The sequence below is a fragment of the Novosphingobium sp. NDB2Meth1 genome (assembly GCF_900117425.1).
Taxonomy (GTDB): domain Bacteria; phylum Pseudomonadota; class Alphaproteobacteria; order Sphingomonadales; family Sphingomonadaceae; genus Novosphingobium.
The window spans coordinates 210,042-225,491 of sequence record NZ_FPEH01000032.1; the positions used below are offsets into that span (position 1 = coordinate 210,042).

A 15,450-nucleotide genomic window follows, 5' to 3' on the forward strand; every position below is an offset into this window, starting at 1 on the left:
CCCGCCAGCAACAGTCCGAAATGGCGTGAATGCCCCCTCCGGTGCCGCTCGTAGCGCGCCTTGGCGCGAATCTAACGGCCTTGCCGCCAGATGGAGCCACCCCACGACACCCCGGTCCGTCAGCCCGTCCCCGGCTGGCGGACCACTCCGACGCCAAGAACGGAAGGACCCACCATGTTCAAGACTGCCAAGACCCTGGCCCTCGGGCTCTTCGTTGCCGCCGCGATGGCTGCCCCTGCCCATGCCCAGTCGGCCGACTGGATTCGCCAGGTCACCCGCACCATCGCCGCCAAGCAGACCTACCCCAAGGCCGCGCAGGCGCGCGGCGAAGAAGGTACGGCCAAGGTGAAGATCTATGTCGCGGCTTCCGGCGCGGTGGAACGCGCGGAACTGGTTTCGGCCTCGGGCTCGACCGCGCTCGACCGCGAGGCGCTGGCCCTGCCGAGCCGCACCGGTTCGGTGCCGCCGCCGCCGGGCGGTGCGACCACGGTGACCGTGCCGATCACCTGGAAGCTGCTGTAATCCACTTGCTTTCGAGCTGACGACCGGAGCCATCTGGCCCTCGGCCGAGGAAGGGGCGGAGCAATCCGTCCCTTCTTTTTTGCGTTCAGCCGATGAGATCGGCCGCCGGCTCGCCTTCGCCGAAGAAAGTCTTGAGCGCCGCGAGCCCGCGGTGGATGTTGACCTTGATCAGCGCTTCGGATTGCCCGGTCATCGCGGCGGCTTCGCGCACCGAGAAGCCCTGCAGCTTGACCAACCGGATCGCATCGGCTTGCGGGCGGCGCAGGCGATCGAACAGGCGGCCCATCACGATGCCGCTGAGCGATGCGCTTTCATGGCTGGCAACGCCGTGCAGGCCTTCGTCCAGTTCCTCGGTGCGGTTGCGCCCGGCGCTGCGCAGGCTGTCGACACCCTTGAAGCGGGCAATCGCGGCGAGCCAGGGCAGGAAGGGGCGGCCCGGTTCGAACGTGGCGCGCTTGAGGTGCAGCGCGGTGAGCGCTTCCTGCACGGCATCGTCGACCATCTCGGGCGAAAGGCGGCGGGCAAAATAGCGGCGGAGCCAGCGGCCTGCTTCTTCCAGCAGGCGGCGATAGGCGGCCGCATCACCGGCGAGACTGGCGGCCATGGCGGCTTCCCAATCGTAGCCGGCGCCCTTGCCCGGGCTGGTTGCGGCGCGCCGGGCGATCTCCAGTTGGCTTGCCATGCTTTCCTCCTTTGCCATTCGATGCACCAACAGTGCCCGAGTGCAGTCAAGGCGACCACGCACCACGTGGTTATATTATCAATGCATGCCGGGAATGAGTGGCATCAAGTCCTTATTCTGCAAGGATAAATTCAGGCATTACTGGCGGATTTCGGTGCAGTGCAGGGGCCAGTTCGCGCGTTGCAGGCAGGTCTGGCGCCACATCTCCGGTGATCAGACGGGCTCCGCGCTGGTAGGTAAGGTAGCTCCACAGCCAGGTTATTCCCACCGAGATACGATTGCGGTGCCCGGTCAGGAACCAGATATGGGCGACGCACCACAGCACCCAGGCGGGCAGTCCGGTCACGCGCAAACGCCCGAAATCCGCGATCGCGCGGCTGCGCCCGATCGTCGCCATGTTGCCGTAGTCGCGATAGCGGAACGGCGGCACGGTGCGGCCATGCAGCGCCGCGCGAATCGCGCGCGCCGCATGCTGGCCCTGCTGCTTGGCAACCGGCGCCACGCCCGGGAGCGCGCGTCCGGTCGCATCGGTGCAGGCGGCCGTATCGCCGATCACGAAGATCGCCTGATCACCCGCCGGATGGAGATCGGCATCCACCGGCACGCGTCCGGCCCGATCACCCTTGCAGCCCAGCCATTCCGCCGCGCGGCTGGCCATGACGCCCGCGGCCCAGATCGTCGTGCCGGCATCGATCCGCTCGCCGTCGACGACAACGCCGTCGGCATCGATATGCGTCACATCCGCATCGAGCCGGACTTCGACGCCCAGCTCTTCAAGCCCCTTGCGCGCCTTTTCCGAGAGCGCGGGCGGGAAGGATTGCAGCACCCGGTCGCCGCGCTGGAGCAGCAGAATGCGCGAGCAATGCGGCGTGATGTGGCGGAAATCCATGCTCACCGACTGCCGGGCGAGTTCGGCGATAGCCCCCGCCATTTCGACACCGGTCGGGCCGCCGCCGATGACCACGAAGGTCAGCAGCGCCTTGCGCTTGTCCTCATCGGTCTCTGTTTCCGCGCGTTCGAGGGCGAGCAGCACCCGGCGGCGGATCGCGGTTGCATCGTCGATGGTCTTCACGCCCGGCGCGAAAGGCGCCCAGTCGTCGCGGCCGAAATAGCTGTGCGTGGCGCCGGTGGCGAGAATCAGCCAGTCGTAGGCCAGCGGCTCGCCGTCTCCCAAGATCACGCGGCGGCTTGCCTGATCGACGCCGTAGACGCGGTCGAGCAGCACGCGCACGTTCTTCTGCCGCGCGAGAATGGCGCGGATCGAACCGGCGATATCGGCGGGTGAAAGGCCTGCGGTCGCCACCTGATAGAGCAGCGGCTGGAACAGGTGGTGGTTGCGCTTGTCGATGAGCGTGACATCGACCGGCGCGCCGTCCAGCGCCTTGGCCGCTGCCAGCCCGCCGAACCCGCCGCCCACGATCACGACGTGCGGACGTCTGCCTTCGATTGCGGCATCGCCGCCAACTGCACCAGCCATTTCATTTGCTCCCGCCTTGCTGACTGCGGTTCGCGGGAGCCTGACGGTTCGTTACAATCCTTCAGGTCGAACGCAGCAGAGGGTCTGCCGCAAAGGCGGCGATCAGATGATCGGCCAGCGCCCGAACGCGCGCGGCGACGTAGCGCCCGGCCGGCATGACGAGGTGGATCGGCATGTCCGCCGGGGGATGCTCGGGCAGCACTTCGATCAGGCGGCCGCTTGCGAGATCTTCCTCGAACAGCCAGCGCGCATTGATCACGATACCGATCCTGGTCAGCGCCGCAATGCGCAAGGCATCGGGGCTGTCGGCCCGGAAAGTCCCACTGACGTCGACCGGCGGGAGATCGCCGAGCACCCATTTGTTGCCGGTCGCGAGGAGCGAGTAGCTGAGGCAGTTATGCGCAGCGAGGTCTGACGGCTGGTGCGGCACGCCAAACTCTTCAAGATACTCGGGTGATGCCACCATCACGCGGCGGGCCACGCCGATCCGCCGCGCGATCGAGCGGCTGTCTCCGATCGCGCCGACGCGGATCGCGAAATCGAGATTGTCCGAGATCAGGTTGAGCGCGTGATCGGATACCCTGAGGTCGACTTCGATGCGCGGCTGCACCCGCTGGAAATCCGCCAGCATGCTGATGAGGCGCGATTGCGCGAGCGTGAGCGGTGCGGTCAACCGCACTTGCCCGCCCAGCGCGCCATGGAGACCGACCGAAGCCTCGGCCTCGTCGATGGCCGCGAGCGCACGCAGGGCCGCCTCGTAGTAGGCTTGACCTTCGCTGGTCAGCGCGATCGAGCGTGTCGTGCGCTTGAGCAGCGCGGCACCAAGATGGCGCTCCAGCGCGCCGACCTGACGCGAGACGGTCGACTGCGGCAATTCGAGACGCGCTGCGGCGCGGCTGAAACTGGCCGCATCGGCCACTGTTATAAAGGTACGCATCCAGCCGGTGATATCGTTCACACTGTGCTCCTGCCCGATCGGACGATGCGGGTACAGCACCATTACGATCCATTTTGGCGCCGTTCTTTGCTGGTTCCGGATAAATCATATGTGATCTGCACTTCTTGCGGCAAGCGCGGTTGACGCTCATTGTTGTCAAGTCAATTCAGCCACGCTTGCCGCGGTTGCAGCACCAGTCAGTGCCGCAGCCGCGCTCGTTCCATGTGGCGATTGCAGGCACAAGGCAACGCAGCCATGGAAATGCATCAGGTCCGGTACTTCCTGGCCGCAGCACGGCTGCTGAACTTCACGCGCGCTGCAATCGAGTGCAACGTCTCGCAGCCTTCGCTGACCAAGGCAATCCAGAAGCTGGAGGAGGAATTCGGCGGTCCCCTGTTCCGGCGCGAGCGCGCGCGCACCCACCTGACCGAGCTTGGCAAGGCGATGCTGCCCCATCTCCAGCGCAGCTTCGAAGCGGCGCAGACCGCCAAGCAGATGGCCCGCGGCATGGGACGTGCGGAAATCGCCCCGCTCTCGCTCGGTGTGGCGCGCACCGTCGAGCATGCCATGCTCGAGCATGTGCTGGCGGAACTCGGCAAGAGCCTTTCAGGGCTGGAACTGGCGCTGGCCAGCGGCTCCTCGCGCGAATTGCTCGAAATGGCGATGGCCGGGTCACTCGATCTGGTGATCATCGAAATGCCCGAGGAGACGCCTGAGCGCCTCGATTGCTGGCCGCTGTTCGCCGATGCCTGGTGCGTCGTCACGCGCCCGGATCACCCCTTTGCCATGGCGCCTCCCGCGTCTCCGGCCGTGCTGGAAGAAGAAACCTGGATCGATCTGGCGGGTGACGGCTGCGCCGCGCTCGCCCGGATCGCCACGCAAAGCGGCGCTGCGATCGATGTGCGGCACCAGGCCCAGGGCGCAACGCAACTGCGGCAGATGGTGCAGGCCGGGCTTGGCTGCGGCTGGACCCCGCGCAGCCTCGCCGCGCCGCCGTTGTCGGCGATCCTGCTGCCGTTCGGATCGGTCGAGACGCGGTTCGTGCTGGCATCGGTCTCGGGTCGGCGCCGCTCGGTCGCCGCCGAAGCGTTCCTGCGGGTGGCTCGGGCGCAGGATTGGGCACGCGCCACCGGTGAACCACCGGCGGAGGAGTCATAGGGACTGCGCATGGACTCGATGCACCGCAGGGCGTTTCCCCCGCGGAGCAATTCTCCCTATGAAAGCATGATGGACGTCCCGACTTCACCCACTCCGCTGGCACCGCAGCTGGCGCAGATCCGCCAGCGCTTTGCGGCGATCAGCCCGTTTTTCGACGAGATCGTGATCGCGCTGCGCGAGGCCGGCGTGGGATCTTCTGCGCCCAAAGTGGGCGAGTTGTTCCCCGATTTCTCGCTCCCTACCGCGGACGGCGGCTATCGCCGTCTGGGCGATGTGCTCGATCAGGGACCGGTGATCGTCAACTTCAGCCGCGGGCGCTGGTGCCCTTATTGCGTGCACGAAGTTTCCGCCTGGGCCGAAATGCTCCCCGAGCTGGCCAGGGCCGGCGTGCGCTTTGTCGAAGTGACCGGCGAGACCGGCGGCGGCGCGCGGGCGCTCGGCGCGCTGCTCGGGGCATCGGCACATGCGGATATCGCCGAGGTGCTGTGCGATATCGATCACGGTGTCGCGCTCTCGCTGGGGCTCGCGTTCTTCGCGGGCGATCCGCTGCTCGATTTCTACGCGAAAAACGGGATCGACATGCACGATCTCTATGGCTCGCCGAGCGGGTTCCTGCCCGTCCCGGCCACCTTCGCGCTCGATCCGGCCGGCCGCGTGCGCTTCGCTTATGCCAATGTCGATTTCCGCGAACGGGCGGAACCGGCCGAGGTGCTCGCCGCGCTGCTTGCGCGCTGAGCTTACCAGCGCAACAAGGGCGGCGTGGCCAACCGGATGACAGTCGCTGCCACGAGCATGGCCGCAGGATAGACTGCGGTGACGAAGGCCATCGTCTGCGAAGGGCAGAACAGGCTGTAGGCGAAAGTACCCAGCGCGGCCGCGGCCCATCCGATGAGCCAGCTGGCGCGCACGATGTCGGTCGGCGCGGCACGGCGCATCCACCTGACGAGCCCTGCGCCCACAAGCAGCGATGCCGCCAGCGCGATGCAAAAGCAGCGCAAGGTGATGTGGGTCGTAAACTCCGCAAAACTCGGTCGCTGCCGTGCCACGATGCCTTGAAGGAGCAGGCCCATCAGGCCAATCGGCATGATCCCCAGGATCATCGTTCCAAACGCCGTCGCGCCTTCATCACCGCGTCCGGGGACTGCGGCCCGCAGCGCGGCAACGAGCAGGACAAGGCCGCCGGCCAGCAATGCCGCCCCGCGCGCGACCACGATCGGCGCCGGGTGCATCGCCATGACATCGGCGCGCAATCCGAAAACGAGCCATACTCCGCCGACAGCCAGCGCCGTGAGGCCGAGGCCGACGAGAACCCCGGTCCACAGACGCAGCGGCGCGACCGGTCGGAGATCACCGACCAGCGCCTCGATCGTCTGTTCGATGGACGGTTCGTCCGGATCGAGGGGCATCACACTTCCTTTACTGCACGGCCCCCACCCGCAAAAAGAACCGACCGGGGACCGTACCGCCAGAATACTGGCTGACCGCTCCCGGCCTCGTTGCATCTTTGCCCGCGCCCCGCAAGACCGGCCCGCATGCCTTGGGGAACACGTCCCCGGACAACACAGGCCGGTCGCTGCGCGGAGCAGGCGGCGCGGGTTCAGCCCCGGCGCAGCAGACGGTCGAGCGAGAGTGCTCCACCGCCCTTGGCGATGAGCGGCAGGAGAATCGCCGCCCAGCTCAGGTGCGTCGGCCATGCATCAGGATAGACGAAGACCTCGATCACCGTGGTCATGCCAAGCAGGCCCAGCGCGGCGAACCGCGTACCGAAGCCAAGAACCAGCATGATCGGGAAGAGGTGCTCCTGGTAGGTCGCCAGATGGGCGGCCAGATGCGGTGGCACGAACGGCAGTTTGTAGTCGGTTTCGAAGAGGTAGAAGGTGCTGTCGGTGATCGTCAGCCAGCCTTCCACCTTGGTTCGGCCGGACTCGAAGAACACCGCCGCGATGCCGAGCCGCGCCACCAGCAGCAGCACGGTTTCGGGCAGCAGTCGCCCGGCCAGCTCCGCGAGCCGGTTGTAGATGGAAACGAGAGCGGTCATGCGGGGATACCTCGGATGAACCGGACGGCGGATCGGCGCCGCCGGAAGGCAGCGCCGTCACGCAGGCCGATCAGTGCGCCTTGGGGGTCAGCGAACCGTTGCCCTTGGGCGTCTTGATCGAGGTGCAGGTGCCGGCCTTGACCAGCGTCCAGGCGTTGCCCTGGTAGTCGACCTTCGAGGTGCCGGCGCAGCTGGTGCCCGGGCCGGCAGCGCATTCGTTCTTGCCGGCCTTGGCGACGCCGTAGCACTTTTCCATGGCGGGCTTGCTGTCGGCAGCGTGGGCAGCGCCGGCAACCAGGCCGAGGGCGATCGAAGCGGCGAGCGCAGAAGCAGTGATCTTCATGGTATAATCCCTTTCGAATGATGCGGACCACGATGGTCCGGTCTGGAAACCAAGGGCGGGGAAGCGGGTTATCGAGCGCTGCCCCGTCCTGTGTCCGGAAATGTTCGCGCCGGCCACGTTGACCAGTTCGCCGCGTGCAGCAGCCGGGTTACAACGCCCGCAGCAATTATTGCGCGCGGCTGGACCCGGCGCAGCACAGATCCTAGGGTCCAAACTCAATCAGGGCGCGTTCGAGGCGACCAAATGGCGAACAGATCGGGCCAAGGTGCCCGCGGGGAAGGCTGGTTGCCTTTCCAAGGGTACCTTGGCTCGAGATGGAAGCCATTTGGTCGCCCGAAGGGGTTTGACCAAAACGGCCCATTGCTGCGTTGGGAAGGCTTGAGATATTGACATATCCCTGCGCCTTCCCGCCTTGCACTGAGCCGTTTTGCCTCAAACCTCGAACGCGCCCTGATTGAGTTTGGACCCTAGAGAGCCAGCCGGCAAATCACCGTCTTGAAAGGACAAACGACCGATGCGGAATTTTGCGCTCGAGGTATATTTCTCGAAGTGGGAGTTTGCCGCGAAGTATCATCTCACCGCATCCGACGCGCAGAGCATGACGGTTTCGCAGCTGCTTTCGCACGCATCTGCGGAAGATCGCGAGCGGTTCGACAACCTGCACCTCGGCTATACCAAGACGTTCGGCGCTGAACCGCTGCTGGAACAGATTGTCCGCACTTATGATTCCATCGCCACCGACCAGCTGCTGTGCTTCGCGGGCGCGGAAGAAGGCATCTATGTCGCGATGCGCGTACTGCTGCAGCCCGAGGACCACTGCATCGTCATCACTCCCAACTATCAGGCCGCCGAGACGATCCCGCTCTCGATCTGCGCGGTGACCGGGGTCGCGCTGGATGAAAATGCGAACTGGGCGCTCGATCTCGACAAGGTGCGCGCGGCGCTGCGGCCCGATACAAAGCTCATCTCGATCAACTTCCCCAACAACCCCACCGGCGCGATCCCCTCGCAGGACGTGTTCGCCGCCCTGGTCGAACTCTGCCGGGAGCGCGGGATCTGGCTGTTCAGCGATGAAGTCTACCGCCTGATCGAGCACCGCCCGGACGCGCGCATCCCCCAGGTCGCGGATATCTACGAACGCGGGGTGTCGCTCAATGTCATGTCCAAGAGCTATGGCCTGCCCGGTCTGCGCATCGGCTGGCTCGCCTGCCAGGACCGCGCCTTCCTGCAGAGCTGCGAGCGCTACAAGCACTACCTCTCGATCTGCAATTCCGCGCCCTCCGAACTCCTTGCCGAAATCGCGCTGAAGGCGCGCGAGGCGATCGTCGGGCGCAATCGCGATCTGGCGCGGGGCAACCTCGCCCTGCTCGACGATTTCTTCGCCGATTTTCCCGCCCTGTTCGATTGGCGCCGGCCCGATGGCAGCTGCGTCGCCTTCATCCGCTACAAGGGCGCGGACGGGGTGGAGCAGTTTTGCGAGCGGCTGGTCGAGGAAACCGGCGTGCTGCTGCTGCCCTCGAGCATCTATCGGTCCGAGCTGGGCCCGGTGCCGCAGGACCATTTCCGGATCGGCTTCGGCCGGGCGAATCTTGCGGAAGGCCTTTCGGTTTTTCGCGAATGGCTGATGCGCAACCGGCCTTGAGGGCAAAAATCGACCGTCACCACAAAAAAATATGTGCAACTTGTAACCGCAGATTGCGGGCAGGCGAATACGACCTTGCCATTCCGGCGCACATACGGAGACGAACCATGACCACCCTGAAGACCGGCCTCGCCATCGCCGCCAACGCTGCCCTCATCGCTGCCGCCATGGCAGTTGCTCCCACCCCCGCCATTGCCAAGGGCAAGTCGGCCGAAGTCGTGCACTGCTACGGCGTGAACACCTGCAAGGGCACGTCGGACTGCGCCGCCGGCACCCACAGCTGCAAGGGTCAGAACGAATGCAAGGGCCAGGGCTTCAAGGCCCTGACCAAGAAGGCCTGCGCCGCGCAGGGTGGTAGCCTGACCGAGAAGAAGTAATTCTCGATCAGTTCAGCCGACCCACCCTCACGGCTGACGCTACCTAGACTTGGCCGGGGCTCCCTGTCCCACTGCCCAATAGGCGCCGCATCCCCTCCCCGGCGCCAACGGGAGCCCCGGACTTCTTTTTGCGAGTATCCCTCTCTTTCACGAGACACCTGATGACCGAGGCGCGCAATGTCTGAGAAACTGGCCGGATTTGGCCTTGGCATGCGCAGGCCGCACTATCGGTCCTATATCGACGGCACCGCGCCGGTCGATTTCATCGAAGTGATCTCGGAAAACTTCATGATCGCAGGCGGCAAGCCGCTCGATACGCTGATGAAGGCGCGCCGCAACTACCGCCTCGCGCTGCACGGCGTTTCGATGTCGATCGGCTCGGCCGACGGCCTCAGATCTGATTACCTCACTGAACTTCGCCGCCTTGTCGACATGATGGAGCCCGCGGTGGTCTCTGACCACTTGTGCTGGACCCGGATCGACGGCTTCAATTCGCACGACCTGCTGCCGGTGCCCTATACCGAGGAAGCGCTGGCGGTGGTTTGCCGCAACATCGACCGCGCGCAGGAAGCGGTCGGCCGCCGCATGCTGTTCGAGAACCCTTCGAGCTACATCGCCTTTCCCGGCGGCATGACCGAGTGGGAATTCCTCGCCGAAATGACCCGGCGCACCGGCTGCGGCTTGCTGCTCGATGTCAACAACATCTACGTCAGCGCGCAGAACCACGGCTTTGCCGCCGAGGACTATCTCGCAGGCATTCCGATGGACGCCGTAGGCCAGATCCACCTTGCCGGCCACGTGCAGGGCGAACACCTGCTGATCGACACGCACGACCAGCCGGTGCCCGATGAAGTCTGGGCGCTCTATCGCGCGGCGATGGAACTCGCTGGTCCGGTGCCGACGATGATCGAGCGCGACGACAACATTCCCGAACTCGACGAGCTTTGCGCCGAACTCGACGTCGCCCGCAGCATCAGTGCGGACTCGGCGGCGGAAAGGATCGCGGCATGAGCCTGCTCGCCCTGCAGCGCGATTTTCGCGACTGGCTGGTGACCGGCGAAGACAGCGCCGCGGCTGCACTCGGCGGCGGCCCCGGCACGGCGGTCTACCAGAACAACTACCGCACCGCGCTCGTCTCCAGCCTTGCCGAAACCTTCCAGCGGCTCGTGCTCTGGCTCGGCGAGGAAGACTTCGAGATGGCCGCCGCGCGCTATATCGACGCGCGCCCGCCTTCGAGCTGGACGCTCGATGCCTATGGCGAGGATTTCACCGACTTCGTCGCGACGCTGTGGCCCGATGATGCTGAAGTCGCCGAGATCGCGCTGATCGACTGGACAGTCGGCCAGGTCTTCGTCGGAATGGACAGTTACGCGCTCTGCGCTGAAGGACTTTCGGTCGCGGATTGGGAAACCGCTGTCATCCACCCGGTGCCCTCGCTCCTCGTGCTGCCGATCCGGACCAATGCGGACGAGATCTGGCAGGCGCTCGCGACAGAAGAAACGCCACCGCCCGCGGAAATGGCGCCGCGCGGCACAGCCTTGCTCGTCTGGCGACAGGACCTCGAACCGGTGTTCCGCCGCGCCGAAGCGCACGAGCGCGATGTCCTCGCATGGTCTGCCGCTGGCGAAGGCTTTGCCGCCGTCTGCGCGCGGCTCGCCGATACCTTGGGCGAGGAAGCTGCAGTCACCACCGCAGGAACGCTGCTGGGCCGCTGGCTCGCCGAAGGCATGATCGCCGCTGTCGGCTGAGCGCCGACAAAACCAACGGCTCCTCCGGAAAACAAGGCCGCGCGGAGACCCCGCTGCGGCCTTTTTTGCGTCCCCACCGGCAAGGCCAATCATTCCGACGAGGAATGAACACTATCGCAGCAGCGCGGCTACTGAGCCTCCGCCGCATGGACCATACCTCGTTTCAGGGCAGCGGCCCGACCCATTCGAGAGGAGTTCACGATGATCCAGGTCCATCTTTTCGCCACGCCCAACAGCGTCAAGGTCCCCCTCGCGCTCGAGGAAGCCGGGCTTCCCTATGAACTGGTGCGCGTCAATGTCCGCGCCGGCGAGCAGCGCGATCCCGCCTTCGTCAGCCTCAATCCCAATGCCAAGGTACCGGTGCTGGTCGATCCCGATGGTCCGGACGGCGAACTCGTCCTTACCGAAAGCGCCGCGATCCTTGTCTACATCGCCGAAAAGACCGGCACGATGCTGCCCGCAGGCGGCACCGCGCGGGCGCGCGTGTTCGAGCAGCTGCTGTTCCATGCCTCGGCGCTGAGCCCGAACTTCGGCAACGCCGGCTGGGCACGCGGGGCGGAAAACGAAGGCGCGCAAGCCCGCTTCACGCCGGAGGCCAACCGCCTCACCGATCTGCTCGAAGCCAAGCTCGCGGGCCAGCGCTTCGTGGCAGGTGATGAATTCTCGATCGCCGACATCGCGCACTGGGGCTGGTTCTGGCGCCGCGCCTTCGCCGGGATCGACTTCGAAAACCGCCCGAACCTGCAGCGCTGGTTCGATGAACTCGCGGCGCGCCCCGCTTTCGTCACCGCCGAAGCGCGGGTGAACGCCCTGCTCGCCTGAGGCGCACAGCCCATACCCCGGGGCGCCTTTGCTCCCCCATCGGCGCCCATGGCCCGGCCATCCCGTTCCCCGGTGGCCGGGCCTTTCGTTTCTTACGAGAAGCACCCCGCCACTTCGCCCAGCACCTGCTGCAGGCGCGGCGCCACAAAATCGAGGAAGGCACGCAGCTTGAGCGGCTGGCTGCGCTGGCGGCGATGCACGAGATGGACCGGCACCGCCTCGCAGCCCCGGTCCGTGAACAGCGGCACCAGCCGGCCATCGGTCACCGCCGCCGCCGCCTGATACGACATGATCCGCGCCACGCCCACGCCCGCCATCGCCGCATCGATCAGCGCGTCCGCCGTATTGGCCGAAAAGCGCGGCACGATCTCCACCGTGCGCGCCTGTGCCCCCGAACCGATCCGCCAGCTGCGCATGGTCTGCAGGCCCTCGAACGCGATGCAATCGTGCTGCGCGAGATCCTCCGGCTGCTCCGGCGTGCCGCGCCGCGCCAGATAAGCCGGGCTGGCGCAGGCCACCCAGCGGATATCGCCCAGCTTGCGCGCAACAAGATCGCTGTCGGGCAGTTGCCCCACCCGCAGCGCCACATCGACATGCGCTTCCACAAGATCGATGTTCGAGTCCGAAAGCACCAGCCGCACCGTGACATCGGGATATGCGGCGAGAAAGGCGTGGATCACCGGCGCCACATGGAGCTTGCCGAACATGATCGGTGCGGTGACGAGCAGCTCTCCGCGCGGCGCCCGGTATTCCCCGCTCGCCGCACGCTCGGCATCGGCAAGATCGTCCAGCACGCGCCGCGTCGCCACCACGAAGGTCTCGCCCGCTTCGGTCAGGATCAGCTTGCGGCTCGTCCGCACCAGCAGCTGGGCGCCAAGATGGGCTTCGAGGTCCGAAACCCGGCGGCTGATCGTCGGCAGCGGCGTGTTCAACGCGCGCGAGGCGGCGGACAGGCTGCCCCCGTCGACGGCGGCAAGCAGGGTGCGCATGGCCTCGAACCGGTCCATTTCAAAGTTCCGTTTTCTGGAAGGAAGCATTGCCAAGGTAGCGGATACTGTCACTCGGCGAAAGGGCCTACCTCCTCCTCAGCGGCCACCCTCCCCCCGGGCCGCATCCAAGGAAAGGTCAATCCCATGTCCCGCATCCCCACTGCCGCCACGGTTGCCGACGCCCCCGAAGCTTCGCGCCCGCTGCTCGATGCCGTGAACAAGGCACTCGGCACCGTCCCCAACCTGCACCGCCTGGTCGCCACCAGCCCGGCCGCGCTCGAAGGCTACCTCGCGATGAACGGCGCGCTGGCCAAGGGCAAGGTCCCTGCCCAGACCCGCGAGCGGATCGCGCTGGCAGTCGCCGAAGTCAACGGCTGCGACTACTGCCTCTCGGCCCACACCTACCTCGGCAAGAACGTCTCGAAGCTCGATGACGCCGAAATCACCGCCAACCGCAACGGCGCCTCGAACGATCCCAAGGCCGACGCCGCCGTCCGCTTCGCCGTCCAGCTGGTGAAGACGCGCGGCCATGTCGGCGCCGCCGATGTCGAGGCTGTCCGCGCGGCCGGCTACACCGACGCCCAGCTGCTCGAGATCGTCCAGCACGTCGCCCTCAACACCTGGACCAACTACGTCAACTCGGCCTTCCAGACCGAGATCGACTTCCCGGTCGTCACCGCGCGCGTCGCGGCCTGACACCGGGAGGCGGGCGTCTGCAGCTCCCACTCTCCTCGCAGGCGCCCGCCACCTCTCTTTCCAAGGAGCACCGACCATGTCGTTCAGATCCCGCCTGGTATCCGTCGCCGTCTCGGTGTCGGTCCTTGCCGTCAACGTCGTCGCCTCGTTTCCGCCGCTTGCCTGAGCGTGCCATGCGGCTGTAGCGCTGCAGTGCAGCGTTACGGTATGCTCCTGCAGCGCGACTCCACGCGCAACCGCCACCCGGCGCACAGCAGGACCAGACCGCACATGGAATCGATCGGCGCCGATCTTCGCGCGATGCAGCGCACCCCGCTTCATGACAGCCATGTCGAGGCCTTGCGCGCCGTCGGCACGGTGCAGTTCTACCCCGCGGGCACGATGATGGCCCGCCCCGGCGACCCCGCCGACAAGTTCACTTATGTCGAGGAAGGCGAGATCGAGGTGGTCAATCCGATCACCGACGAACGCCACCTGCCCTCCACGCTCGGCCCCACCCAGTTCATGGGCGAGATTTCCTTCCTCAGCGGCGGCACCGTCTCGATGGCGATGCGCGCGGCGCAGGATACGCGGGTGATCGAAGTCCCGCGCGAGGCGATGCTGGCGCTGATGGCGCAGATCCCCGAAATGTCCGACATCGTCATCACCGTGCTCGCCGCGCGCCGCCGCCGCCAGCTCGACGAGCGCGACAGCTCGCTCCAGCTGATCGGCGAGGACGAGGACGCCGCCGTCCGCCGCGTCGCCCAGTTCGCCAGCCGCAACCGCATTCCCTATCGCTCGCTCAAGCTCGGCACCGACGAAGCCCTCACTGCCGCGCAGGCCTGCTCGATCGAGGGCTCGGTCCCGGCGGTGATCTTCGGCCGCGACACGGTCGTCACCCAGCCCACGCCCGACAAGATCGCCCACCTCCTCGGAATCAACCGCGAGCTGCAATATGATGAAGCCTTCGACGTGATCATCGTCGGCGGCGGCCCCGCCGGTGTCGCAGCGGGCGTTTACGCAGGCGCTGAAGGCCTTTGCGCGCTGGTGATCGAGGACCTTGCCATCGGCGGGCAGGCGGGCACCTCCAGCCGCATCGAGAACTACATGGGCTTCCCCACCGGCATTTCCGGCGGCGACCTCGTCTGGCGCGGCGAAGTGCAGGCGATGAAGTTCGGTACCCGCTTCGCCCTCCCGCGCCGGGTCACCGCGCTCGAACAGCTCGACGACGGCTATTTTTGCGCCACGTTCGACAACGATCAACGCGTGCGCGGCAAGGCCGTGGTGGTGGCAACCGGCGTGCAGTATCGCCGCTTGCCCATCCCCCGCCTCGCCGAGTTCGAAGGCGCGGGCATCTACTACGCCGCGACCGAGATCGAGGCGCGCTATTGCAAGGGTACGCAGGCGGTGATCATCGGCGGCGGCAATTCCGCCGGGCAGGCCGCGATGTACCTCAGCCGCTCCGCCCGCTGCGCGCATGTCGTGGTGCGCGGGCCCTCGCTGGCACTGTCGATGTCGAGCTATCTCTCGGAACGGCTGGAGGCCGATCCCGGCATCGCAATCGACTACAACTCCGAAGTCGTGGCGCTCCATGGCGGGGCGCATCTCGAAGGCGTTACCCTGCGCAATTCGAAGACCGGCGAGACGCAGGACATCCCGACCCGCGCCCTGTTCATCATGGTCGGCGCCGCGCCCAACACCGAATGGCTCTCCGGCCTTGTCGATCTGGACGACAAGGGCTTCGTCCTCACCGGCCCGGCGGTGGGCGCGGCATCGCCCTACGCCACCTCGCACCCGGGCATCTTCGCGGTGGGCGATGTCCGCTCGGGCTCGGTCAAGCGCGTCGCCTCGGCAGTCGGCGAAGGCTCGGTGGTGATCTCGAAAGTGTGGGATTACGTGAACAGCGGCGGCTGACGGCCATCCGTTGCACTTCGAGACTTAAAACTCCACCAATGCGGTTGAGATTCTTCTCGCAAGGCTCTCTCATGCGTGGTAATGTTATACCATAATAACGTCGTACGGCCCGTGTTGCTTGCATCG

At 66.2% G+C, this 15,450-nt stretch carries 17 protein-coding genes; 10 read left to right on the top strand and 7 right to left on the bottom strand.

The genetic code is table 11. The features are described from left to right. Positions 1 to 174: 174 nt before the first annotated feature. On the top strand, positions 175 to 522 hold the full coding sequence (locus tag NDB2M1_RS19155) for an energy transducer TonB family protein (RefSeq protein WP_072384382.1): 348 nt from the start codon (positions 175 to 177) through the stop codon (positions 520 to 522). A gap of 85 nt (positions 523 to 607) precedes the next feature. Here NDB2M1_RS19155 and NDB2M1_RS19160 read toward each other — a convergent pair whose 3' ends face one another. From NDB2M1_RS19160 to NDB2M1_RS19170, 3 genes are all read right to left on the bottom strand, one after another. Continuing rightward, entirely contained in the window at positions 608 to 1,204 is a 597-nt protein-coding gene (locus NDB2M1_RS19160; RefSeq protein ID WP_371328226.1) for a sigma-70 family RNA polymerase sigma factor, read from the bottom strand. 112 nt (positions 1,205 to 1,316) lie between these two features. Further along, positions 1,317 to 2,681 carry an NAD(P)/FAD-dependent oxidoreductase gene (locus tag NDB2M1_RS19165; protein WP_072384383.1) on the bottom strand — a complete coding sequence of 455 codons (1,365 nt, stop codon included), beginning with the start codon at positions 2,679 to 2,681 and terminating at the stop codon, positions 1,317 to 1,319. Positions 2,682 to 2,742: 61 nt separating this feature from the next. After that, positions 2,743 to 3,639 carry a LysR family transcriptional regulator gene (locus NDB2M1_RS19170; protein WP_171955451.1) on the bottom strand — a complete coding sequence of 299 codons (897 nt, stop codon included), beginning with the start codon at positions 3,637 to 3,639 and terminating at the stop codon, positions 2,743 to 2,745. 234 nt (positions 3,640 to 3,873) lie between these two features. Between NDB2M1_RS19170 and NDB2M1_RS19175 the strand changes: the two genes are divergently transcribed. Beyond that, complete coding sequence (locus tag NDB2M1_RS19175; RefSeq protein ID WP_072384384.1) at positions 3,874 to 4,776, top strand: LysR family transcriptional regulator; 903 nt, start codon at positions 3,874 to 3,876, stop codon at positions 4,774 to 4,776. Positions 4,777 to 4,842: 66 nt separating this feature from the next. After that, positions 4,843 to 5,511: a peroxiredoxin-like family protein gene (locus NDB2M1_RS19180; protein ID WP_171955452.1), complete on the top strand. Its 669-nt coding sequence runs from the start codon at positions 4,843 to 4,845 to the stop codon at positions 5,509 to 5,511. A gap of 2 nt (positions 5,512 to 5,513) precedes the next feature. On the opposite strand, the gene NDB2M1_RS19185 is transcribed toward NDB2M1_RS19180, so the two are convergent. The 3 genes from NDB2M1_RS19185 to NDB2M1_RS19195 all read right to left on the bottom strand — a co-directional run bounded on the left by NDB2M1_RS19185 (position 5,514) and on the right by NDB2M1_RS19195 (position 7,157). Next, a complete protein-coding gene (locus tag NDB2M1_RS19185; protein WP_072384386.1) occupies positions 5,514 to 6,182 on the bottom strand; it encodes an NrsF family protein in 669 nt (222 codons plus the stop codon). A gap of 191 nt (positions 6,183 to 6,373) precedes the next feature. Beyond that, the gene (locus NDB2M1_RS19190) at positions 6,374 to 6,814 is read right to left on the bottom strand and encodes a DoxX family protein (protein ID WP_072384387.1); all 441 of its coding nucleotides are present in this window, start codon (positions 6,812 to 6,814) and stop codon (positions 6,374 to 6,376) included. A gap of 70 nt (positions 6,815 to 6,884) precedes the next feature. Then, positions 6,885 to 7,157: a BufA1 family periplasmic bufferin-type metallophore gene (locus NDB2M1_RS19195; protein ID WP_072384388.1), complete on the bottom strand. Its 273-nt coding sequence runs from the start codon at positions 7,155 to 7,157 to the stop codon at positions 6,885 to 6,887. Between the two features lie 514 nt (positions 7,158 to 7,671). Between NDB2M1_RS19195 and NDB2M1_RS19200 the strand changes: the two genes are divergently transcribed. From NDB2M1_RS19200 to NDB2M1_RS19220, 5 genes are all read left to right on the top strand, one after another. Beyond that, positions 7,672 to 8,799 carry an aminotransferase class I/II-fold pyridoxal phosphate-dependent enzyme gene (locus tag NDB2M1_RS19200; protein ID WP_072384389.1) on the top strand — a complete coding sequence of 376 codons (1,128 nt, stop codon included), beginning with the start codon at positions 7,672 to 7,674 and terminating at the stop codon, positions 8,797 to 8,799. A 107-nt stretch (positions 8,800 to 8,906) separates the two neighbouring features. Next, positions 8,907 to 9,176 (top strand): BufA2 family periplasmic bufferin-type metallophore, encoded by a 270-nt coding sequence (locus tag NDB2M1_RS19205; RefSeq protein WP_054122543.1) that lies wholly within the window; start codon positions 8,907 to 8,909, stop codon positions 9,174 to 9,176. Positions 9,177 to 9,353: 177 nt separating this feature from the next. Further along, positions 9,354 to 10,187, top strand: a complete 834-nt coding sequence (locus NDB2M1_RS19210) for an MNIO family bufferin maturase (RefSeq protein ID WP_072384390.1) — start codon at positions 9,354 to 9,356, stop codon at positions 10,185 to 10,187. After that, the gene (locus NDB2M1_RS19215; protein ID WP_072384391.1) at positions 10,184 to 10,924 is read left to right on the top strand and encodes an HvfC/BufC N-terminal domain-containing protein; all 741 of its coding nucleotides are present in this window, start codon (positions 10,184 to 10,186) and stop codon (positions 10,922 to 10,924) included. The genes NDB2M1_RS19210 and NDB2M1_RS19215 overlap by 4 nt, the downstream gene beginning before the upstream one ends. 201 nt (positions 10,925 to 11,125) lie before the next feature. Further along, positions 11,126 to 11,746, top strand: coding sequence for a glutathione S-transferase family protein (locus NDB2M1_RS19220; protein WP_072384392.1), 621 nt, complete (start codon positions 11,126 to 11,128; stop codon positions 11,744 to 11,746). Positions 11,747 to 11,838: 92 nt separating this feature from the next. Here NDB2M1_RS19220 and NDB2M1_RS19225 read toward each other — a convergent pair whose 3' ends face one another. Then, positions 11,839 to 12,753, bottom strand: a complete 915-nt coding sequence (locus NDB2M1_RS19225) for a LysR family transcriptional regulator (RefSeq protein WP_072384393.1) — start codon at positions 12,751 to 12,753, stop codon at positions 11,839 to 11,841. 126 nt (positions 12,754 to 12,879) lie between these two features. On the opposite strand from NDB2M1_RS19225, the gene NDB2M1_RS19230 reads away from it, so the two are divergent. Both NDB2M1_RS19230 and NDB2M1_RS19235 read left to right on the top strand, forming a co-directional pair. Continuing rightward, positions 12,880 to 13,431, top strand: a complete 552-nt coding sequence (locus tag NDB2M1_RS19230) for a carboxymuconolactone decarboxylase family protein (RefSeq protein ID WP_072384394.1) — start codon at positions 12,880 to 12,882, stop codon at positions 13,429 to 13,431. 270 nt (positions 13,432 to 13,701) lie between these two features. Beyond that, complete coding sequence (locus NDB2M1_RS19235) at positions 13,702 to 15,324, top strand: FAD-dependent oxidoreductase (protein ID WP_072384692.1); 1,623 nt, start codon at positions 13,702 to 13,704, stop codon at positions 15,322 to 15,324. The last annotated feature ends 126 nt before the right edge of the window (positions 15,325 to 15,450 follow it).